This is a genomic window from Chondromyces crocatus (assembly GCF_001189295.1).
Classification (GTDB): Bacteria; Myxococcota_A; Polyangia; order Polyangiales; family Polyangiaceae; genus Chondromyces; species Chondromyces crocatus.
The window spans coordinates 10,923,476-10,939,879 of record NZ_CP012159.1 but is presented as its reverse complement, the minus strand read 5'-3'; the positions used below and the strand labels follow the sequence as shown (position 1 = coordinate 10,939,879).

General features: G+C 70.5%; 17 protein-coding genes. 9 read left to right on the top strand and 8 right to left on the bottom strand.

What is annotated here, in order from left to right; genetic code table 11:
- Positions 1–4 precede the first annotated feature (4 nt).
- A complete protein-coding gene (locus CMC5_RS39855) occupies positions 5–568 on the bottom strand; it encodes a hypothetical protein (RefSeq protein WP_156339228.1) in 564 nt (187 codons plus the stop codon).
- 277 nt (positions 569–845) lie between these two features.
- Between CMC5_RS39855 and CMC5_RS39850 the strand changes: the two genes are divergently transcribed.
- A complete protein-coding gene (locus tag CMC5_RS39850; RefSeq protein ID WP_050435310.1) occupies positions 846–1,733 on the top strand; it encodes a Vgb family protein in 888 nt (295 codons plus the stop codon).
- Between the two features lie 24 nt (positions 1,734–1,757).
- Here the strand turns inward: CMC5_RS39850 and CMC5_RS39845 are convergent, their stop codons facing one another.
- Complete coding sequence (locus CMC5_RS39845) at positions 1,758–2,150, bottom strand: STAS/SEC14 domain-containing protein (protein ID WP_050435309.1); 393 nt, start codon at positions 2,148–2,150, stop codon at positions 1,758–1,760.
- A 289-nt stretch (positions 2,151–2,439) separates the two neighbouring features.
- On the opposite strand from CMC5_RS39845, the gene CMC5_RS39840 reads away from it, so the two are divergent.
- The 4 genes from CMC5_RS39840 (at position 2,440) to CMC5_RS39825 (ending at position 8,160) form a co-directional block, all read left to right on the top strand.
- The gene (locus CMC5_RS39840) at positions 2,440–3,852 is read left to right on the top strand and encodes a M16 family metallopeptidase (RefSeq protein ID WP_050435308.1); all 1,413 of its coding nucleotides are present in this window, start codon (positions 2,440–2,442) and stop codon (positions 3,850–3,852) included.
- Between the two features lie 3 nt (positions 3,853–3,855).
- A complete protein-coding gene (locus CMC5_RS39835; protein ID WP_156339227.1) occupies positions 3,856–5,373 on the top strand; it encodes a peptidase M16 family protein in 1,518 nt (505 codons plus the stop codon).
- Positions 5,374–5,396: 23 nt separating this feature from the next.
- Positions 5,397–6,437 (top strand): hypothetical protein, encoded by a 1,041-nt coding sequence (locus CMC5_RS39830; protein ID WP_156339226.1) that lies wholly within the window; start codon positions 5,397–5,399, stop codon positions 6,435–6,437.
- A gap of 133 nt (positions 6,438–6,570) precedes the next feature.
- A complete protein-coding gene (locus CMC5_RS39825; protein ID WP_050435305.1) occupies positions 6,571–8,160 on the top strand; it encodes a hypothetical protein in 1,590 nt (529 codons plus the stop codon).
- A gap of 82 nt (positions 8,161–8,242) precedes the next feature.
- Here CMC5_RS39825 and CMC5_RS39820 read toward each other — a convergent pair whose 3' ends face one another.
- Complete coding sequence (locus CMC5_RS39820) at positions 8,243–9,181, bottom strand: ATP-grasp domain-containing protein (protein ID WP_156339225.1); 939 nt, start codon at positions 9,179–9,181, stop codon at positions 8,243–8,245.
- A 235-nt stretch (positions 9,182–9,416) separates the two neighbouring features.
- On the opposite strand from CMC5_RS39820, the gene CMC5_RS39815 reads away from it, so the two are divergent.
- The 3 genes from CMC5_RS39815 to CMC5_RS39805 are packed head-to-tail and all read left to right on the top strand — an operon-like array spanning position 9,417 to position 11,451.
- Positions 9,417–9,758 (top strand): hypothetical protein, encoded by a 342-nt coding sequence (locus CMC5_RS39815; RefSeq protein WP_156339224.1) that lies wholly within the window; start codon positions 9,417–9,419, stop codon positions 9,756–9,758.
- Positions 9,758–10,537, top strand: coding sequence for a ferritin-like domain-containing protein (locus CMC5_RS39810; RefSeq protein WP_050435302.1), 780 nt, complete (start codon positions 9,758–9,760; stop codon positions 10,535–10,537). The genes CMC5_RS39815 and CMC5_RS39810 overlap by 1 nt, the downstream gene beginning before the upstream one ends.
- Before the next feature lie 20 nt (positions 10,538–10,557).
- Positions 10,558–11,451, top strand: coding sequence for a LysR family transcriptional regulator (locus tag CMC5_RS39805; protein WP_050435301.1), 894 nt, complete (start codon positions 10,558–10,560; stop codon positions 11,449–11,451).
- 142 nt (positions 11,452–11,593) lie between these two features.
- Here CMC5_RS39805 and CMC5_RS39800 read toward each other — a convergent pair whose 3' ends face one another.
- Entirely contained in the window at positions 11,594–12,190 is a 597-nt protein-coding gene (locus CMC5_RS39800) for a superoxide dismutase (RefSeq protein WP_050435300.1), read from the bottom strand.
- A 265-nt stretch (positions 12,191–12,455) separates the two neighbouring features.
- Between CMC5_RS39800 and CMC5_RS45525 the strand changes: the two genes are divergently transcribed.
- On the top strand, positions 12,456–12,854 hold the full coding sequence (locus CMC5_RS45525) for a hypothetical protein (RefSeq protein ID WP_156339223.1): 399 nt from the start codon (positions 12,456–12,458) through the stop codon (positions 12,852–12,854).
- A 101-nt stretch (positions 12,855–12,955) separates the two neighbouring features.
- On the opposite strand, the gene mdcH is transcribed toward CMC5_RS45525, so the two are convergent.
- Genes mdcH through CMC5_RS39775 form a run of 4 tightly spaced genes read right to left on the bottom strand, consistent with a single transcriptional unit; the run spans position 12,956 to position 16,376 of the window.
- On the bottom strand, positions 12,956–13,885 hold the full coding sequence (gene mdcH, locus CMC5_RS39790) for a malonate decarboxylase subunit epsilon (RefSeq protein ID WP_082363263.1): 930 nt from the start codon (positions 13,883–13,885) through the stop codon (positions 12,956–12,958).
- Positions 13,882–14,667 carry a malonate decarboxylase holo-ACP synthase gene (locus tag CMC5_RS39785; RefSeq protein WP_050435298.1) on the bottom strand — a complete coding sequence of 262 codons (786 nt, stop codon included), beginning with the start codon at positions 14,665–14,667 and terminating at the stop codon, positions 13,882–13,884. The genes mdcH and CMC5_RS39785 overlap by 4 nt, the downstream gene beginning before the upstream one ends.
- Positions 14,657–15,487, bottom strand: coding sequence for a biotin-independent malonate decarboxylase subunit gamma (gene mdcE / locus CMC5_RS39780; protein WP_050435297.1), 831 nt, complete (start codon positions 15,485–15,487; stop codon positions 14,657–14,659). The genes CMC5_RS39785 and mdcE overlap by 11 nt, the downstream gene beginning before the upstream one ends.
- Positions 15,480–16,376 (bottom strand): biotin-independent malonate decarboxylase subunit beta, encoded by an 897-nt coding sequence (locus CMC5_RS39775; RefSeq protein WP_050436398.1) that lies wholly within the window; start codon positions 16,374–16,376, stop codon positions 15,480–15,482. Before CMC5_RS39775 ends, mdcE begins: the two co-directional genes overlap by 8 nt.
- Positions 16,377–16,404 lie beyond the last annotated feature (28 nt).

The window sequence follows — 16,404 nt, the reverse complement described above, 5'->3', positions numbered from 1 at the left end:
GGCGTCAGGGCCAGAAGTCGTGCAGGGAGGGGTCGTCGGAGAGCAGCTCGTTCCGGAGCTCCGGGTCCATGACGATGCGCCATGCGAGCTTTCGCATCGCGGGCTCGCCGATGCGACCTCCGGTCGCTGGCAGGACCCATTCTCGTCTTCCGAAGGTCGTGCGCTTCTGGTCTCGGAAGAGCAGGGCCTGGTACTGGCGACCGTCGGGGAGTTTCTCCTGGTAATGGCAGAACACCCACGGATGGTCGGCGTGGGACTTCGACAACCGCTGCGGGAGGAGGTCACGGCGAAAGCCTCGACCGGGCGAGGAAGTGTGGGGGCGAGGCAGATCTTCTTCGAAGCGATGCTGGATGGCGCTGGCCTGAGCTGCAAACGGCTCCGGGACTGCGACCTCCAGGCCGGTGTGCCAGGCGTGAGCCGCGATGGGGAAGTACGGGACGTGCGCCTGTGCGAACGCCTGGTCCACCTTGTAAGCGAACTCGACATCCGGGGCCCCCCAGGGGGAACGTAGCCATAGACGGAAGCGATTGGCTCCCAGGTCGTCTAGATGGGCAGAGGCGTGGCTCATGTGCCGGCGCCAGTCCTGTTCAGGGGGATTGGGTCGGGCGCCGCCTGGGCGTCCGGGAAACCGGCGGCTGCCTTTTCCCTGGCTGCGAGGAGATCTCACCATGGGTTCGTTTTCCTCGATGGGAGCAAGGTGCTCGGGGTCGTAGCGCAGTCGTATCTGCGCACCCGTGCTGATGGCAAATGGCCCGGTGGTCTCCTGTCGCTTCCCCGTGACGGAGGCGGGGGTGAGGACGTGAGTTTGGGCTCGGGAGATCCTCCGGATTCGATAAGGTGAGCGGGTGCAGGTCGAGCTGGACGAGTTCACGGTCTGCGGGCCGGAAGCAGGGCCGTACGCGATCACCACCGGGCCGGATGGCGCGCTGTGGTTCACGCTGGTCCATCACGGCAAGATCGGGCGCTTCACGGCAAAGGAGGAGCCCCGCCTCTTCGCGCTGCCGCGGTCCGATGGGCGGCCGTCGATCCTCGTGAACGGGCCAGATGGCGCGCTGTGGTTCACGCAGACGGCGGCGAACAGCATCGGGCGGATCAGCGTCGCGGGGGAGGTGACGGAGTTCGCCTTGCCGACGCCGGGGGCGCAGCCGTTCGGGATCGCGCTGGGGCACGACGGCGCGCTGTGGTTCACGGAGATGGGCACGCACAGGATCGGGCGCATCACGGTCGCCGGGGAGATCGCGGCGTTCCCGCTGCCGCTCGAAGGGGGCTTCCCCTCCGCGATCGTGGCGGGGCCCGACGGGGCGATGTGGTTCACGCTGAACCAGGCGCATGCGGTGGGGAGGATGGATGCGCAGGGGGTGACCACGCTCCATCCGCTCGCTCAGGGGGCGGCACCCGTGGGCATGGCGGTGGGGTCGGACGGGGCGCTCTGGTTCGTGCAGATCGGCGATGGGCAGATCGGGCGACTCACGGTGGACGGTCAGTCGACCGAGTTCCCGCTTCCGGACCGTGCGGCCAGGCCGCATGCGATCGCGGCCGATCCTGCGGGAGGGCTGTGGTTCACGGAGTGGGGAGCCAACGGGGTGGGGCATGTCTCGCTGGAGGGCGAGATCACGCGCGTGGCGCTGCCGACGCCGGGATCGGAGCCGCATGGCCTCACGGTCGCGCCGGATGGCGGTGTGTGGGTGGCGCTGGAGATCGGGAAGCTTTTGAGGCTGCGCCGGGCGAGGTGAGGGGGGGCGTCGCGGCGCAGCGGTCTAGGTGCGAAGGTGCTGGCGTGCTTCGGCGCGTGTCGCGAAGATCTTGACGGACTGCTGCACGCCGAAGGCGACGCTCGCCGTGATCATGCGGCTCTTGTCGGAGGGAGCGACGAACACCACCTCGCGGGCTCCGCGCTCCCGCGCCAGAAGGACCAGACGGCCGCCGGAAGACCCTGCATGGGAGGTGTACCCGTCGAGCTGATCGAGGTCGATGAGCAGGCTGTCCAGGCGCGTGTTCCTGGTCATGGTGGCGATCTGGTCCGCGGCGGCTTCGATCTCCTCGGCACCGAGGCGCCCGTGGAAGGAGAGTTCGAGCACACCCGCGTGGAGCCATGAGAGCTGGAAGTTCCAGGGCGCTGGGGTGGTTCGAGGCGCTTCTCTGAGGCTCATGGGGATGTTTCTGCTCGATGGTGGGCTGGGCGGCCGCTCGCTTCCAGGGTCTGCAGAATAGCGGAATCCGGCCGCGCTTCCCTGCCCGAAGGCGAGGGGGGTCGGGTGAGGGGCACCATCGATGGTCGGGACGTGGTCGCTGCCCTCGGAAATTCGCGGCATTCAGGGGCCTGGAAGGGCAGGTCTCCGGACGTGGTGGGGTCGATCCCGGTGCCGCGCGACCGACGGGCGATCCGGAGCTGGCTTCTGCTGGCGCAGGATCTCGCGTTGGCGCGTATGATCGCGGTCCATGGGGGCTTTCCACCTTCGTCAGGCTGCGGCGCTCGCGGGGTTTCTCTCGCTCTTCGTCGCTCATCGCACCGTGCTTGCCGAGGCGGGCGCGGCGCCCGTGCAGGTCGCAGGGGCCTCGCAGCGGCGGGGGCCGATGGAGACGATCGAGCTGGCCAACGGGTTGCGCGTGGTCCTGGCCGAGGACCACCGTGCGCCCGTGGTGGTGCTCTCGGTCGTGTACCTGGCGGGAGAGCAGCACGATCCGGCGGACGTGCCTGGGATGGGGGCGCTCGCGATGCGGCTGCTGGAGAACGCGTCGACACGGCACGTGGGGCTCGGGCAGCGCGAGTCGGTGCTCAAGGCGCTCGGCGTGGCGCCGTGGGAGGTGAACTTCGTTCACGCGTCGGACTACTCCTATGCGCACCAGGTCGTGCCCAGGGAGCAGCTCGAGCTGATGCTCTGGCTGGAGAGCGATCGCATGGGGTTCTTCCTCGACGGGGTGAGGCCCAAGGTCGTGGAGAGTGAGTACGCGGCCGTCGTGGAGGAGGCACTGGATCCGGCGAATCGCGATGTCTCGCGAGAACTCCGGGCGCTGGTCTTCGGCGCGGGACACCCCTACGGGCCACGGCCGCGTCCGGAGGTGCCACCCCCGGAGCCGCGCGTGCGCGCGCACCTGCAGCGCTACTTCAGCCCAGCGAATGCCTTCCTCGTGCTCGCGGGGGACTTCGCCACGGTCGAGGCCCGCGCGATGGTGCAGCGCTATTTCGGCACGCTGGCTTCGGCGCCTCGGCCACCCCAGCGGGCGCCGGTGCCACCCGCGCCGCGAGAGTCGCGGGCGCCGGTACGGCTCCTCGGAGGCGGCGAGTCGCCGACGGTGGTGCTGGCGTGGCCGACTGCGGCCTTTCTGTCGGAGGACGATGTGGTGTTCGACGCCGTCGCACGGGTGCTGGAGACGCGGCTTCGACAGCGGTTCGGCGAGGGGCTGGAGTCGAGGCGGGCCGGTGTGCAGCAGCGGTCGTTGCAGCTCGGGAGCATGTTCACGGTGAGCGCGACGACCCGGCAGGGGCTGGGTGTCGAGGCGGTGCAGCGCGCGCTCGAAGAAGAGGTGGCGCGGCTGAGGGACACCGACGTGGCCGAGGCGGAACTCCAGTCGACGCGGCTCGAGCTGCTCCGTTACACGGCGGTGCAGGGAGACGTCCTGCCCCATCGCGCCTGGCAGATCGTCTCGTTCGTGACGCAGGGCCGTCCGGCGGATCATCTGGGGGGGTATCTGGACAGCTACCGTGGGGTGACGGCGGCGTCGCTGCGGCGGATCGCAGCGCGCTATCTGACGGCCGAGCGTTGCCTCGTGGCGCTGCTGGTGTCCGCGTCCGACCTGGAGTCGGGGCCGGATCTCGACGAGGGGTTCGTGGCGCGCGTGGGGAGGAACTGAGCGATGAGGCGAGCTGGGTGGGGGGTGGTCGCGGCGTTGCTCCTGAGTGCGTGCGCGAAGGCGGGTGCAGAGCGTGCCGTGTCGGCGCCGCCGGTCGTTGCGGCGGCGCCTGCACTCGTCCGGAGCGCCACAGGACTGGGGGACGAGGGGGACGCGGATTTTCGCTATGTGCCACCGCTCCCCGCGGCATCCGCGCCGATCGTCGCGCCTCGCGTGGGCGCGTTTCGCCTGGGAGGCGGGCAGGAGGTGCTCGTCGTGGAGCGACCCGAGGTGCCGGTGGTGCACCTCTCGCTCCGGGTGAACTGGCCTTCGTCGAGCTACCGCGCGGAGTGGATCACGGGGGATCTGCTCCTGGATACGAGGGCGCCGGGGAGCACGCTGCCGCTCGCCGCGGTGCTCCGCTCCCTGGGGGTCGAGTCCACGCTGGAGACGAGCCCGGAGGGGGCGTTTCTGGGGTGCGTGCTGGCCCCGGACGCGCTGGAGTCCGTGCTGCGGGCGCTGTTCGGTGTCCTCGCGAGGGAGGCGCAGGTCGACGCGAGGGGGTTCGAGCTGAAGCGCGCCGTGCGGCTCGTGGCGCTGGGGGCGCCGGACCTGCGGAGTCGGATGGAGCGCCGGATCGACGAGAGCCTGTTCGCGCCGGGTCATCCCTACCGGGAGAACGCGGAGAAGGAAGAGGCGTTCCTGCGGGGGCTGAAGCTCGAGGACGTGCAGCGCCATCGCGAGGGGCAGCTCCGGCCGGAGGCGGTGAGCGTGGGCATCGTGGGGGACGTGTCGGTGCCGGTGGTGCAGGCGTTGCTGGGGAGGATCGCCGGGGCGGGAGGGGCCGCGCCGTCGAGAGCGGCGCACGCCGCGCCGTCCACGCCCGCGGCGACGCGGCTCGCGCGGGGGACGTTCCTGATCGAAGAGCCCGGGCGCACGGATGTGGACGTGGTGCTGACCTGGCCGATCCAGACGCCGGCCATGTCCTCGCTGCCGGTGGATGAGGTGTTGCGGGAGGTGATCACCCAGGTGGCCTGGGTCTTCGTCGAGAGGCTGCTCCCTGGAGCGTACGCGGATCGCTTCGCGGCGGTGCGCTGGCGCGCGGAGCAGCCGCTTTTCGAGATCGGTGCACGTGTGCAGCCCGAGAACGCGGCGAAGTTCGTGCTGGCAGTGCAGACCGCGATGGAGGCGATGGAGCCCGAGATCCTGAAGGGAGATGTGCTGCGGGGCCTCCGTGTCGACGTCATGAAGCTGGCTGCCGTCTTTCTGTGGTCCAGCGAGGACCTCGCGCGCTTGCTGACGCTGCTGGGGGACACGGGGATGACGCTGGAGCAGGTGGTCGCCACGCACGATGGAGCGCAGCTCTTGACGTTGCCGGTGCTGCGGCAGCGGCTGCTCTCGCAGGTGGGCCTGAAGGAGGTCCGGGTGGTGGCGGTGGGGGCCGTCGGAGGAGGACGGCAGGGGCTCGCGGCGCTCGGAATCAAGCCGCTCACGACGAGCAAGCGCACCGTGGAGAAGGTCGCCGGGGCGGTGCGGCCGTGAGGATCCTCGATCGGAGGGACGGGATGAGGAAGGTGGGGGCGCTCGTCGCGCTGGTGCTCCTCGGTGGGTGTTCTGCGGCAGCGTCCCAGGTCGAGGCGCCTTCGCCGCAGAGCGCGCCGGCGCCGCGTGCCTGGCAAGGGGCGTCGCTGGGGAGTGCCGGGATCCGTGTCTCCATGCCAGGGGAGCCGATGGTCGCGCATCAGCGCTGGGTGGCTGGGCACGGGGGCGAGATCGATCTGGACGGGCTGCTGCTCATGGACGGAGACGAGACCACGGCCGACTACGCGGTGTGGCGCTTGAAGCTCACGGGCGAGTGGCCAGCGGTGATCGTCGATCCGGACACGTTGCTGGGCATGGCGCTGTCGGACATCGAGGTGACGGCCACGCAGGACCACCTCTCCCATCAGGGCTTCCCGGGGCGCGGCGTCGAGGGGCGGGTGCAAGGGGCGTCAGGGCTGATCGAGCATGTGTTCGCGCGCGCGTTCGCCGTGGGGGGTGACGCTTACTTGCTCACCGTCGACGCGGCGCCCGGGCGCATCGAGCGGCACACGGCCGAGCGCTTCTTCGACTCGTTCCAGCTCACGCTGCCCTGGCGTGTGCAAGCGTTTGAGGAGGGGGGATTCACCGTGGCCGTGCCCGATGCGGCGGTGCTGCTGCCCCATGGCGAGGAGGAGGACGAAGATCGGTGGATCCGCGGGAACACCTTGATCCTCGGTGGCGAGGAGGGGGTGGTGTTCACGCTGGTCCACGGGAAGTTGCCCTCTTCGGGCTGGGCGAAGCCCGGCGCTGAGGCTCCGCGCGAGCTGCTGGAGCTTCTGGGGCGCGAGTTTCGAAGCAAGACGCCGATGGGCATCGAGCAGGTCGTGCCGACGCAGGTGGCGGGGATCCCCGGCTGGGAGATCCTCGGGCGCTATCGGTATGAAGGCGATCATTTCTGCATCCGGGTGCGGGTGCAGGGGGACCGGATGATCGCCCTCGGGGTGGCGTCGCAGCGGCCGGATGTGCAGAGCGACGTGCGGGCGACGCGGTTCTTCGAGTCGCTCCAGGTCCGTCGCGCGCCCTAGGTCGTGCGGGTTGTCGAGGCGATGCTGCATCCCCTAGCCTGACCGGATGGCCAGGCGGAGGCTCAGAAACGAGCGCGCGCGATGCGCTGAAGAGGGGCCGAGGAGGGGGGTCGGGAGGGCGCGGCGTGTGCGGATGGTGGGTGCGACGGGGGGGTTGCTGGGGCTCGGTGGACTGATCGGTGCGGGGGCCTGCGCGGCGCCGACGGCGATCACGGTCGACATCTACACGGAGGTGGCCTGCGAGGTGGAGGCGGAGGTGTCGCTCACGGTGTCGCCCGAGCTCGCGACCCTGGCGGAGCAAGCGCCTTCGGCGACGAGCCGGGGATGCCTGTCCGCCGGTCGGGTCGGCGATGTGGTGATCGCGCCGGTGGACCAGAACGACAAGCAGCTCGCCTACGCGGTGGCGACGCGGCGTGAGGCGGCGCCGGTGGAGGGGTGCCTGGAGACGCCGATCCCCGCGGATTGCATCCTGGCGCGGCGAAAGCTCCGGTTCTCGCCGGGAGAGGCGCTCCGGATGCGCGTGGATCTGCGGGACGCATGCTTGGGTGTGGACTGCCCGGCGGAGCAGACGTGCGTGAAGGGGTACTGCGTGAGCGCGGAGGTGTCGCCGGAGCAGTGCGCGACGACGTGCGATGAGGGGGTGCTCGTGGGCGGGGAGCCGCCCGTACGGTTGACGAGCGATGTGCTGTCGACGCCCCAGGTGGTGGCCCACGGGGAGCGGTTCGTGGTGGCCTGGGCTGCGCGTGGGGAGAATGGCGAGGCGATCGTGCTGCGAGGGCTCGATCCGCAGTTCGGGTTGCGGGGACCGGAGGAGACGCTCGCGGCAGAGGGGGGCGCCCTGAAGGCGCATCGGCTGGGCTCGACAGGGGAACGGCTGGGGCTCTTCGTGATGACGGAGGAGCTCCGGTACATGACGCTCGCCGGAGAGGGGCCGCCGTTTGCGTGGAGCGCGCAGGAGGTCGAGGGGATGCGCGTGCTCGTGGGGCGGGGGATGCCCTGGAGCGGGCGGGTCTACGGGACGCTGCTGCAAGCCGAGCCAGGGGTGCCTGCGCCGCAGGTGGTGGAGAAGGACTGGGACGCGGTGGAGGGTGTGGCGCCGGAGAGCCGGCAGTTCTGCCAGGACGACTGCAACTTCATGTCGGTCGCCTGGAGTGGTCAGGCCTTTGGTGCGGCGTTCAGCGTGGAGTTCAACACGCCGAGCTGCTGGTGGGTCCTGTTGCCGGGTGATGGCGAGGTGCGCGTCGATGTCCGATCACCCGTCTCCGGGGTCCCGGGCTGCGTGCGGGGGCACCTGGCCTCGCTCCGGTCCGAGGGGCGCTGGAGCTATGCGTACGAGGCGAGCGGGGCGAGGATCTTTCACGCGCGGTACGACGTGTACGGGAACGCGATCGGTGAGCCGACCCAGGTGTCGCGAGACGATGGTCTGCGCTCCGGTCACGCGCGGACGATCACCACCGCGGAGGGCGCGCCGCTCGTGTTCTTCACGAGCGGCAGCAGCGAGGTGAACCCGCTGTTCATGGCGCGGCTGGACGGGGAGTCCGGGGCCGTGGTCGCGCCGGCGATGCCCGTGGACGGGGTGTTCGTCGAGGAGGATCGGTACGAGGTGGATCTGATCGGCGATCGGGTCGCGGTGGTCTGGCTGGGGCGCACGGAGGCGCCTGCCGTGGATGCGCCCGCCGACGGGGCCTACGTGCGGGTGGTCGCGGTGCCCGGGGGCCCCTGAGCGACGGGGGGCTCGACTTCGGGGGGGCGGATGGTGCGGTGCCGGGGGACCGGCGGTCCGGGGCGTGTCGCGCCGCGGAGCTTCAGGCGCTCCTGTCGTGTCCGTGTTCGTTCGAGCGGGCAGGGACGCGCCGTGCGATCGCTGCGGCGAAGCGTTCGGGAGCGCCGGGAGCGTAGTTGAGGAACAGGAAGGGATCGATCAGCTCGAGTTCGACGAGGGTGAGGCGGCCAGCGACGTCGATGCCGTCCACGCGGCCGTAGAGCAGTCCTTCGGGGTCGCTTCCGCTGAGCGCGCGAGCGGCGTCGATCACGGCCTGGGCCTGCGCCACGAGGGCGTCGGAGGGGAACGTGAGCTCACGCTTGCCACCGTACTCGGCGTGGATCCTGAACTCTCCGGTGCGGGGGCGCTTGCGCACGGCGTGGCTGAAGCGGTTGTCGATGAAGATGAAGGACAGCTCGCCCCCTTCGAGGATCTCCGGGACGAAGGCCTGGACCATGAGCTTGCGCTCGCGGAGCAGCGCCTGGAACGCGGGCTCGTGCTGTGCGGCGTCGGCTCGGGAGGCGCGAAAGGTGTCCTCACCGAGCATGGAGATGGAGGGCTTGATCACCACCTCGCCGGAGGTGAAGGCGCCGTGCTGCAAGACGTCGGCGAGGGGCGTCGGGGTCCCTGGGTCGAGCCAGAGGGTCGCGGGGATGGCGACGCCTCGGGTTGCGAGCGCGTCGAGGTACACCTTGTCGAGGCTCCAGCGGGCGACGGAGGGCAGGTTGAGGAGCGGCAGGTGATGGCGCTCGACCTCGTCGAGCCAGGCGCAGAAGGCGCGTGTCTTGCGGTGGTAGTCCCAGCAAGAGCGGAGGATGAGGGCGTCGAAGCGACGAGCGTGCTCGGGAGCGGCCTCGGGGGTGTCCCAGATCAGGGGCGTGACGCGGATGCCGAACTGCTCGAGCGCGTGGACCGCGAGCTGATCGTCTGGCGTCAGCTCGGGATCCTGGTCGGAGGTGAGGAAGGCGATTCGTCGTTCCACGGGGAGGGGATCTCGGGGGGCCGTGCAGTGGTAGCGCACCGATGCGAGGCTGGGGAGGGGCGTTCACTCTGCGCGGGACGATGGCCTTCGACCGTGTTCGCGTCACGGTGCTCGAGATGTCGATGGCGCCGTGAGCCAGGGCTGACTGTAAGGCTGAGCTTTACGATACCGTTCGGATCATCGCGCTTCTCTTCGCACTGCCGGGACGTACGCTGCTACATGAGGAGGTACATCGATGCGCTTGGAAATTCGTCGTCGTGCGTTGCGAGCAGCAGCTGCGGTCTCGCTCGTCGTCGGGGTGACGGGATGCGGGACCGTCACGGTCCTGGAGGATGAAGCGCCCGAGGAAGGTGCAGAAGGGGATGAGGAGGCGGTGGCCGATGCGGGTACGCCGCCCGAGGACGCTGCCACACCGGAAGACGCCTCGGTGGCGGATGGGTCCACCCCGGATGCTTCTCCGACGTGCGATGCCGAGTCGCCTGATTACTGGGCCTGCTGTGAGCAGCACGACTGGAATCTCGACGCTGGGTGCATGGCGTGGGGTCCGCCTGTCCCGCCGGCGATGAGGGTGAGCTGATGGCCACCCGGGTGCTCGACCTGGTCGAGGAAGCGCGAGCGCTCCGGCCAGCCGTCGCGGAGGTCGATCCGGCGCTGCGGAGCGCGGTGCAGCGCACGTGGCGGGGCCGCATGATCCGTGAGCACGGGTCGGCACCCGTGTTCGAGGCGCTGGGGGAGCAGCTCCGTCGCCTGGGGAGCCAGGAGTCCGCCGAGGCGGCGTGGGCGGCGTGCCAGGAGATGGCGGCAGAGGAGCGACGGCACGGCGCCCTCTGCGGGGCCGTGGTGGAAGCGTTCGGGGGAGACGCGCGGGCCGAGGTGGTCGATGAGCCGCCTTTGCCGGAGCACGACGACGTCGCGCCGCTGGAGGGAGCCGTGCGGAACGTGCTGAGCATCTGCTGCCTCTCGGAGACGGTGGCGGTGGCGCTGATCAGCGCGGAGCGGCTGGAGATGCCCGAGGGGGATCTGCGGCGTCTGCTCTCGACGATCCTGGCCGACGAGGTGGGGCACGCTCGCTTCGGTTGGCGATGGCTCGCGGAGATGAGCCCGGGGCTGGATGCTGCGGCGCGCGTGCGCCTCGGGGAGTACTTGCGGGTGGCCTTCGCCGCCCAGGAGCGGCACCAGCTGTCGCTGGTCCCCGAGGGGCGCCCCTTCCCTCCAGGCGCCGCTGCCCTGGGGCTGTGCGACGGCGGCGCGGCGCGGGAACTGTTCTACGACACCGTGAACGAGGTGATCGTGCCGCGGCTGGAGGCGCTGGGGATTCCGGCCGAGACCGCGTGGCGCCGCCGCGGGCTCACGTGAGCGTCGGCTAATGTCGTGGGATGCTGCCCTCGATCGATAGCCTGCGCTGCTTCGTGGCCGCGGCCCGGTTGCTCAACTTCCGGGCCGCGGCGCGCGTCGTGGCGCTGAGCCCCGCGGCCCTCGGTCAGCGCATCCGTGAGCTGGAAGAGGGGCTCGGTACGCCCCTGTTCCGGCGCTCCACGCGCTCGGTCTCGCTGACGGAGGCGGGGCTCTCGTTCCTGCCAGCTGCGGAGCGCTGCCTCGACGCCGCCCGGGACTGTGTGCGGGCGGCGCGCGGTGAAATCGGGGCACCACCGATGGAGATCACGCTGGGGACGCGGCACGAGCTGGGGATGAGCTGGCTGGTCCCGCAGCTCGACGCGATCGCGCAGGCCTTTCCGACGCTGGACTTGCACCTGTACTTCGGCGCGGGAGGGGATCTTCTACGGCGGGTTCACTCGATGGAGATCGACTGCGCCATCACGTCGTCACGCTTCACGGACCCCAAGCTCGATGCGGTGCGCCTGCACCGGGAAGAGTACGTGTTCGTCGGTGCGGTGCGTCTGCTCGCGGAGCGGCCGCTGTCCCGGGAGGCGCATGCGGAGGCGCACACGCTGCTCGACGGGGGTCGAGAGCTGCCGCTCTTCCGGTACTGGCGTGACGCACCTGGAGGCGGGGATCGGCTGCGGTTCAAGCAGATCGTGCGCCTCGGGGGGATCGAGGCGATCCGGCAGCGGGTGCTCGATGGCGCGGGGGTCGCCGTCTTGCCGGCCTATCTCGTCCGGGAGGATCTGGCGGCGCGGTCGGTGCGCCGCATCTTCCCTTCCGTGAAGCCGCTGGACGACTGGTTCCGGCTGATCTTCCGCAACGACGACGCGAAGCGGCCGATGTACGAGAAGCTCTCCGCGTGGCTGCTGAAGACGCAGCTCACCTGAACTGCTCCCGCGAGCGCGGAGGCGTGCAGCGGCGGTGTGTGAACGTGGCTGCGAGCGTGGCGATGAAGAAGGTGCGAGTGGCTCTCGGCGAAGCGGGGGCGCGGAGGACGGGGCGTCAGGCTCCCCGCGCCCTCGCGGCGATTCAGGTGCCCTTGAAGTCGGCGCCCTTGAAGTTCGCGGTGACGAAGTCCCAGTTCACGAGGTGATTGAGGAAGGTGTCGATGTACTTGGGGCGGGCGTTCCGGTAGTCGATGTAATAGGCGTGCTCCCACACGTCGATGGTGAGCAGGGCCTTCTGGCCGTGCTTCAGCGGCAGGTCGGCGTTGCCGGTCTTGGTGATGGCGAGCTTGTCCTTGTCGAGGACGAGCCAGGCCCAGCCCGAGCCGAACTGCGTGGTGGCCGCGTTCGCGAACTCCTCGCGGAACTTCTCGAAGCTGCCGAAGTCGCGCTTGATGGCGTCGGCCAGCTCGCCCGTGGGCTCACCGCCGCCACCGGGCTTCATGCAATGCCAGTAGAAGGTGTGGTTCCAGACCTGGGCCGAGTTGTTGAACAGGCCGCCCTCGGCCTTGAGGATGATGTCCACGAGCGAGCCGTGGTCGGGTTTCCCTTCCAGCAACTTGTTCAGGTTGGTGACGTACGCCTGATGGTGCTTGCCGTGGTGGTACTCGAGGGTCTCGGCCGAGATGTGGGGCGCGAGCGCGTCCTTTGCGTAGGGGAGCTCGGGAAGGGTGAACGGCATGGCTGACTCCTTGAAAGTGATAATCAACTAGGCGAGCAGTGCGCTCAGCGGATGCTGCTGCCAGCGTGCCCAACCTAGTCCATGAGGACCGTCGTCAGGTGGTCTTTGCCAATAGATTGTCCGGAGTCCAATGGTGTCGCGCCGAGACTGACGAATCTCGGTCGAACCTGCGCGTGGTGATGCACTGAGGCCGTGCTGGACGTGATGTCGTGATGTGCGGCGAGGCGTTTTGCGGGGTACGGGAAACTCTGATAGCAGGCGCGGTATGAGCGTTGAGCGCCTTGCAGGGATGCTGTCGTGTGGGTTGCTGGTCGCTGCTGTCGCGTGTGGCGGTGAATCGAATGAGCCGTCGCCGGGAGCGGGGGGACACGGTGGGGCTGTCACCGGAGGTGGTGGTGCAGGGGGGGACGCCGGCGCTGGAGGCAGCGGGGAAGTGTCGTGCGAGGAGGCGTGCAAGCAGCTCGAAGAGCTCTTCGCTGCAGCTTCGTGCCCTTACGACGGTTTCTGCGCCTGTGCTCCTGGATGTGGAGACGAGTTCGCCGCCATGGCCGCTTGCGGTCGCGAACAGCTTGCGCAGTGTACGTGTAACGCGGCGCAAGAGCTGAACTGCGGGGAGGCCTGCCGAGCAGAGGTGAACGCAGCCAGCAACTGCTACGGTCGCTGACCAGAGGGCGGCGCGGTGCGCGCGGTCTGCTTTCGAGGGAGCGGAGCGCGAAGAGTCAGCGTTCGGGGACGGGGGTGCGGGCACCGCAACGGTCGGGTGTGTCAGTGAGGGGCGTGTCGCTGCTGGATGAGTCTGACGACCGTGGCGAGGCGGGTGTCGGCAAGGGCGACGGCGCGCGCTTCGGGGAAGGCGTTCGCGGCGAGGTCGGTCAGGACGTGGCCCGGGGGCATCTCGACGAAGAGGCGTGTGCCCAGCTCGGTGAGGACGGTGGTGGCGTCGTGCCAGCGCACGGGAAAGGCGAGGTTGGTGGCGAGGTCGTGGCGGATGAGCGCGGGGTCGCGTGTGGCGCGTCCGCCTCGGTTGGTGAGGTAAGGGATGCGAGGGCGGGTGATGGGGAGGGGCTCCAGGAAGCGCGCGAGGTCGGTGGCGACGTCGTCGAGGAGCGGGCAGTGCGAGGGGACGGGGACGGCGAGGCGCACGGCGCGGTGAGCCCCCGCGGCGAGGGCGTGCTCGATGGCGCGGTCGAGCGCTTGCACGGCGCCGGCGAGGACGATCTGGCGAGGGGCGTTGATGATGGCCAGGTAGACGGGAACTTCGGGGGTGGAGACGGTCTGCACGAGCGCGGCGACCTGAGGCTCGTTGAGGCCGAGGAGGGAAGCGAGGCCGTAGCCTTGGGGGTAGGCGGCGTGCATGCGCTCGGCCCGGTACTTCACGGCGGCGAGGGCATGGGCGAAGTCGAGGGCGCCGCAGAGGACGGCGGCGGTGAAGGCGCCGATGGAGAGGCCGGCCGCGGCGTCGGGATGAGTCTCTTCGGCGGCGAGGGCGCGTGCGGCGGCGACGCCGGCGATGAGGGTGGTGAGCTGGATGGTGGTGGCGTGGAGGGCGTCGATCCGCGGGAGAGCGCGGACGTCCTGTCCGAGGAGAGCGCTGGCCTGATCGAGGGTGTCGTCGACGGCTGGGTGGTCGGGGAGCCGGTCGAGCATGTCGGGTGTCTGGACGCCCTGGCCAGGGCAGAGGAAGGCGACGTTCACCGGGGCTCGCTGAGCCCCAGGGAGGCCCCGAAGGAGGGAAGGGGCGGCGAGGCCCAGGGGTCGGTGACGAGCTGCGGGCCGAGCGGGGTGCGCGCGAGGACCTCGGCGGTGGCAGAAGCGTACTCGGCGAGGGCGATGGCTCCGCGAGGTGTCTCCAGCTGCACGTCGATGCGGACGGGGACGTCTGCGCGGGGGGCGTGCAGCAAAGGAGGCGAGGGAGGCCGCGCTGGAGCGTCGGCGTGGCGCGCCTGGATGCAGGGGAGCTGCGGGATGTGGGTGAGGTGCGCGGTGAGGTGAGCGAGGAGGGCGGAGGCGTCGTGGCGGGAGAGGATGGACGTCGGGCGCAAGAGGAGGTCGAGGTCGCTGCCGGGCGTGACGGCTGGCCATCCGCTCGCCAGCTCGAAGCCGACGCTGCCCGCAGGGCCCCAGGGAATGCCAGTGGGCGCGAGCAGGAGGGCGACACAGGCGAGGGCGCGAAAGGCGGGGAGATCGCGGGAGCCGTGGGGGGAGTCGGCGCGGTGAGCGTGGGCGAGATCTTCGGGGGAGACGACGCGATCGATGTGATCGGGGGCGATGAAGGCAGCGAAGCGCTCGCTGCGGGTGGCGCCGCGTACGCCCACGGCGAGGAGGCCGTCGAGGGGCTGCGCGCGGCGGACGACGACCCAGGGGGCCCGGGTGAGCGCAGGAGAGACCCAGGTGGGGATGTCGCCGAGTGCGACGAGGTGGCTCGGATCGGTGAGGTGGAGAAGGTCGTGCGGGCGCGGAGGCGCGTCAGCGGGCATGCCACTGCTCGGTGAGGCGGCGGCGGACCTCCAGCGAGGCGGCGCGGGCTTGTGCAGCCTCGGGGCTGGCGAGGCGGCTGGAGAGATCCCGGGGGGCCTGCCGGGCGTCGTCGATGGCGGCGAGGAGGGCCTGGCGCACGCGGGTGAGGTCGTCGGGCGTGGGGGCGTCGGCATCGATGCCGTCGAGGAGGGCGTGCAGGAAGCCGAGGCGGGCGTAGCTCCGGATGTCGTAGGCCATGGGGAGGTTGTCTTCTGCGAGGCGGCGCAGGTCGTCGACCGACCGTCGGGTGACGCGCGCAGCAGCTTCCGGACCCATGGCGTGGACGAGGACGCCAGGAGCGTCGAGGGCGAGGATGCGGTTGGCCTGGTAGCCGTGGGCGAGGAAGGCCCCGGACATGGCCTTGCCGACGAGGAGGGCGATGACGGGGTGGCCCGCGAGGCGCGCAGAGGCGTAGGCATCGGCTGCGGCGGCGCAGGCGAGGTGGATGCCGAGCAGCTCTTCTCGGCGGCCGTAGGCCTGGCTGCTGACGTCGACGATGGCCAGGATGGGGCGCGGGTCGGCGCCCGCTTCGCGATCGGGGTCGAGGAGGGCGCGGACGTGGCGCGCGAGCGTCCAGGCCTCTTCGAGGCCGACCTCGCCGTGGCGCGCGCGGGGGAAGCGGCCCTGGGGATCCGGGACGACGGAGAGGACGCGCGCGGTGGCTCCTCCGAGGGGTGCGTCGGCGACGAGGACCGAGGCGATGCCGGTGGAGACCGGGGTGCCTTCGCGGGTGAGGGCGTCGAACCAGGTGCGCCCCCGGAGGCTCGGTGCGTCAGCCATGGTCGTCCTCGCGAGGCCAGAGGGTGCGCAGGGTAGGGCCGGTGAGATCGGCGGACGGATCGAGGGGGGCGAGGCGCTCCAGGTAGAGGTCGATCTGCTCGGTGCGATGGTGGCCGGGGCCGCGAGGATGGGCGAAGGCTTTGTGAACGGCGCGCTTCACGGCATCGAGGTCATCGTCGACGAGTGCGTCGGCGAGGCCGGTCGCGTAGCGTTGCTCGCCGCCGAGAAGGCTCCAGACGAGGCGGCGATCGGAGGCGTCGAGTTCGTCGATGCCGGCCTCTTGCTCGATGACCTCGGGGCCGTTCATGCCGAGGCGTGCCTCGCGGGTGACGATGAGGTGGCTGCACAGGGCGGCAGCGAGCGACATGCCGCCGAAGCAGCCGACGGGGCCGGCGAGGATGCCGACGACGGGGGTGAGGCGGCGGAGAGCGACGAGAGCGGCGTGGATCTCGGCGATGATGCCGAGGCCGAGGTTGGCCTCCTGGAGGCGGACGCCGCCGGTCTCCAGGAAGAGGATGGGGCGCACGGGGCGGCCAGCTTCGTGGTCGGCACGCGCGAGGTCGAGGGCGCAAGCGATCTTCATGGCCGAGACCTCCCCCATGCTGCCGCCTTGAAAGGCGCTCTCGATGGCGGCGACCACGGCCTGCTCTCCGCCGAAGGTGCCGCGCGCGATGACCACGCCATCGTCGGACTGGGGGACGATGCCCTGGCGGGCGAGCCAGGGGGATTCGAGGCGCTCGAAGGGGTCGAGTAGCTCGCGGAAGCTGCCCGGATCGAGGAGCGCGTGGGCGCGCTGGCGCGCGGTCATCTCGACGACGCTCTGGCGCGCGAGGAAGAGGGGGCGTGGCGGGGTGAGGGGCTCGTGGCGAGCTTCGTCGGGACGGGACATGTCGGGGCCGTCGTCGTCAGGGAGGCGA